At 70.1% G+C, this 4,058-nt stretch carries 6 protein-coding genes; 5 read left to right on the plus strand and 1 reads right to left on the minus strand.

Going from position 1 to position 4,058, the window contains the following annotated elements:
• A partial coding sequence (locus VLK61_RS06050) for a class I SAM-dependent methyltransferase (protein ID WP_325419276.1) occupies positions 1–770 on the minus strand: 770 nt, incomplete at its 3' end.
• Positions 771–1,126: 356 nt separating this feature from the next.
• Between VLK61_RS06050 and VLK61_RS06055 the strand changes: the two genes are divergently transcribed.
• From VLK61_RS06055 to VLK61_RS06075, 5 genes are all read left to right on the plus strand, one after another.
• Positions 1,127–1,867 (plus strand): energy transducer TonB, encoded by a 741-nt coding sequence (locus tag VLK61_RS06055; RefSeq protein ID WP_325419278.1) that lies wholly within the window; start codon positions 1,127–1,129, stop codon positions 1,865–1,867.
• A 1-nt stretch (position 1,868) separates the two neighbouring features.
• Positions 1,869–2,627: a MotA/TolQ/ExbB proton channel family protein gene (locus VLK61_RS06060; protein WP_325419280.1), complete on the plus strand. Its 759-nt coding sequence runs from the start codon at positions 1,869–1,871 to the stop codon at positions 2,625–2,627.
• Between the two features lie 117 nt (positions 2,628–2,744).
• Positions 2,745–3,167 carry an ExbD/TolR family protein gene (locus tag VLK61_RS06065; protein ID WP_325419282.1) on the plus strand — a complete coding sequence of 141 codons (423 nt, stop codon included), beginning with the start codon at positions 2,745–2,747 and terminating at the stop codon, positions 3,165–3,167.
• A 4-nt stretch (positions 3,168–3,171) separates the two neighbouring features.
• Positions 3,172–3,384, plus strand: coding sequence for a hemin uptake protein HemP (hemP, locus tag VLK61_RS06070; RefSeq protein WP_325419284.1), 213 nt, complete (start codon positions 3,172–3,174; stop codon positions 3,382–3,384).
• A 75-nt stretch (positions 3,385–3,459) separates the two neighbouring features.
• A partial coding sequence (locus VLK61_RS06075; protein ID WP_414636777.1) for a TonB-dependent receptor plug domain-containing protein occupies positions 3,460–4,058 on the plus strand: 599 nt, incomplete at its 3' end.

Consider the following 4,058-nt stretch of genomic DNA (forward strand, 5'->3'; position numbering starts at 1 on the left):
GCTTCCATCACCGGGTGGGTGTTGCGCAGCGCCAGGCGCGCGTGGGCCGCGGAAATATCGGACATGCGACGCGGCCCCCAGCGGAACTCGGCGCCGGTGTAGCGCACGCTGGGGTGCTCGCCGGCAAAGCCGACCGCGAAGCTGGTGACGAAGTCGAACAGCAGGACGGAGCCCGCCGGCGCGTTGTCGCCGATTTCCTGCAGCACCGCCGCCACCTGGGCCGGCGTCAGGTACATCAGCACGCCTTCGCACTGCAGCAGCACGGGCGTGCGCGCACGCGGGCCGGGCAGGTCGAGCTGCTGCCACCAGCCGGGCTGCGTCAGGTCGATGCTGGCGTTGCGCCGGCGCGTGCCGGCGGCCGGCAGCAGCGTTTCGCGCAGTGCGGCCACTTCCGGCACATCGGCGTCGATCCAGCGGTTGCGGCCGTTGTCCAGCCACTGGTGGTAGTGGGCCAGGCCGCAGCCCAGGCTGACGCCGAGCGCGCCGGGATGCTGGGCGAAGAATTCTCGCGCCTGGTCCCGCAGGATGTGCGTGCGCGCGAGGATGCCGTACAGCGTCGGCCGATCGGCCAGGAAGGGCTGCACATCGACGCCCAGGACCTGCAGCAGCCGGGCGGCGTGCGCGTCGTTCACGGCCAGTTCGGGGTACAGCGCATCGCCGTGGGCCCGCGCCGCCAGCGGGATGAACAGCGTCGACGAGACTGCACCCAGCCGGCAGGGCGTGGAGGCCGGCGGAGGCGAGGCGGGCGGGGGCAGGGTGCGCAGCGTCATGGCTTGGCGGCGGCCTGCGCAGGCGACCCGGGAGCCCCGGGGCCTCGCACCGCTGCCGCAGAGGGCGACTCTAGGGCCGGTGCGGGTTTCACGCAATGCGCCGCGCAGGCCCGCCAGACGGCGGCCTGCAGCGAGCTACCGCTGCGGATGGACGTTATCCAGGCCACCGACGCAGGCGCGACGCGAGCCCGCTGCAGCGACAGGCAGCCCGTCGCGCCCCGTCGGCCCGCCAGGGCCATGCGCGATCGGGCGAACTCATGTGAGCATCAGAACAGCAATCATTCGCATTTGTGTTAGATTCCCGGCTCCATTCGCCCCCGGTTTTTCCTGTGCCGCCGAGTTCCACTTTCCCGCCCTTGAGCCCTGCCGGCTCGGTCGCACTGCAGGCGGCGCCGCTGCTGCGCAGCCTGCCGCCGTTGCCCCGGGCCGGCGAGGTGGCGGACGAGCTCACGCCCGCGCAGCGCCGCGTCATGGTCGGCGGCATCGTGCTGGCGCACGTGGCGGCGGTCTGGGGTTTGATGCAGATCGGCGCGGTCCGCGAAGCGGTGCTGCAGGCCGCGCCGATGTTCGTCAACCTGATCACGCCACCGGCGCCGCCCGCCCCGCCGGCACCGCCCCCGCCGCCGAAGCCGCAGCCGGTGAAGCTCAAGCCGCCGCCGCCCGCGCCGGTCATTGCCGCGGCGCCCAGCCCGGCGCCGGCCGCCTTCGTCGTGCCCGCACCGCCGCCGGAACCCGTGCCGGAGCCGGCCCCGCCGGTGCCGGTGGTGGCCGCCGCGCCGCCGGCGCCGCCCGCACCGCCGCCACCGCCCAAGATCATTCCGGCTTCCGCGGTGCAGTACCTGGAGCCGCCGGTGGTCGATTACCCGCGCCTGTCCAAGCGCAACGGCGAAACCGGGCTGGTGATCGTGCGCGCCTACATCGACACCACCGGCGGTTCGCCGCGCAGCGTGCAGGTCAACAAGTCGTCCGGGCACTCGCGGCTGGACGACGCTGCCGTCGCGGCGGTGCACAAGGCGCGGTTCAAGCCCTATACCGAGAACGGCCGGCCGATCGAAGGCTGGGCGCTGATCCCCATTCACTTCGAGTTGGAGAAGTAACGTGAACGCAGATGCCGGAAGCCTTGGCTTTGGCCATTTCATCACCCAGGCCGACGTGGTCGGCAAGGTCCTGTTGCTGATCCTGATCGTGATGTCGGTGGCCTCGTGGGCCATCATCGCGATGAAGGGCGTTTCGCTGCACCTGCGCAAGGGCCGCAGCCACACCTTCCTGAACTTCTTCTGGAATGCCACCTCGCTGGAATCGGTGGCCGCCGAGATCTCGACGCATGGCGCCCGCGACCCGTTCTCGCACCTCACGGCGCATGCCATGCAGGCGCAGGCCCACCACGCCAAGTACGGCGCCTCCAAGCTGGAGGAAGCCGGTTCCTCCAGCGACTTCGTGACCCGCACGATCAAGAAGGTGCTGGACGAAGAAACCACGCGGCTCGAGAACGGCCTGGCGGTGCTGGCCACCGTCGGCGCCACGGCGCCCTTCGTGGGCCTGTTCGGCACCGTCTGGGGTGTCTACCACGCGCTGGTGGCCATCGGCATGAGCGGCGCCGGCACGCTGGACAAGGTCGCCGGCCCGGTGGGCGAAGCGCTGATCATGACCGGCCTGGGCCTTGCGGTCGCCATTCCCGCGGTGATGGGCTACAACTGGCTGACCCGTGCCAACCGGGTGCTGGCGGCCAAGCTCGACGCCTTTGCCTACGAACTGCACACCTTCGTCTCGATGGGCCAGGCGCTGGGCCATGGCGTCGAGGGCGATGCCGCGCCGACCAAGGTTCGGTCGATGCCGACCCGCCCGGTCGCGGCCTGAGGAGCGCCGAAATGAAACCCCCAAGCTCACTTCGTTCGCTGCCCCCAAAGCCCGGCACGGGCTCCTGCGTCGCCCTTGGGGCGCTCAGTACCTTCGGAACGGCCGGGCGGTACTGACATGGCCTTCGCCAGTTTCGACTCGAAGAGCGCGGGCGCGCCGATGTCCGAGATCAACATGGTGCCGCTGATCGACGTGATGCTGGTGCTGCTGGTGATCTTCATCGTCACGGCGCCGTTGCTCACGCAGGCGGTCAAGCTCGAATTGCCCAAGGCCAGTTCGCAGGCCAATGATCTGCGGCCCGACAAGATCGAGTTCGCCATCGACGCCACCGGCACCCTGTACTGGAACGGCGAGCCGGTGACGCGCGCCGTGGTGCAGCAGCGCTTTGCCGTCGAGGGCAAGAAGCCGACACAACCCGAGGTTCACCTGCGGGCCGACCAGAACGTGGCCTACCGCTTCGTGGCGCAGACCCTGGCCGACGCGTCGAAGGCGGGGCTCACCAAGGTGGGCTTCATCAGCGAGTCCGAAGCGGCCCACTGACACCATGGCCACCCCACCGACCCAAGCGCTCCAGAATGACGTTAGCGTTGGCAATGCCCCTGCGCCCGGCGCCGCCGCTGCGCCGGGCCTGCAGCCTACGGTGCGCATTCGCAGCGAGCAGCTGTTCTCCGGCGCGCAGGAGGTGCACATCGAGCACCACGGCCTGCTGTACCGGCTGCGCCAGACCTCGCTGGGCAAGCTGATCCTCACCAAATAGTCGTTTCCCACCCCTCATCACATCGCACCAGCCCGCCGCCGCCAGCCCGTGCATCACTTCCCGCAGGAGAGCACCGTGCCGCGCGCATTCAGAACAAAACCTTCGAAGTTCCCGAGCCCCAGCCAAGCGGCAGCAGCGCCGTCGGCGGCCCAGAAGAGCCTGCTGCCACTGGGCGCCCTGGCGGCCGGCTTCGGCCTGCTGCAAGGCATGGCGCTGGCGCAGACGCCGCCGCCGGCACCGCAGCCCGAAACGACCTTGCAGCCGATCTCGGTCAAGGCCAAGACGGAAACCGATGCCACCTCGGTGCGCGCCACCACCTCCACCATCGGCAAGGGCAACCAGGACCTGCGCGACATCCCGCAATCGCTGACCGTCGTCACCGAGAAGCTGCTCGACGACCGCCGTGTCGACACGCTGAAGCAGGCGCTGCACCAGACCGGCGGCGTCACCTTCATGGCCGCCGAGGGCGGCGAAGAAGACGTGCGCCTGCGCGGCTTCTCGCTGGCTACCAGCGGCGACATCTACGTCGACGGCCTGCGTGACCCGGCCTTCTACGACCGCGACACCTTCAGCTACGAGCGCATCGAGCTGCTGCGCGGTTCGGCCTCGATGCTGTTCGGCCGCGGCTCCACCGGCGGCGTGGTCAACCAGGTGCACAAGCAGGCCTTCCTGGC

This window comes from Aquabacterium sp. (assembly GCF_035476535.1).
Lineage (GTDB): Bacteria > Pseudomonadota > Gammaproteobacteria > Burkholderiales > Burkholderiaceae_C > Pseudaquabacterium.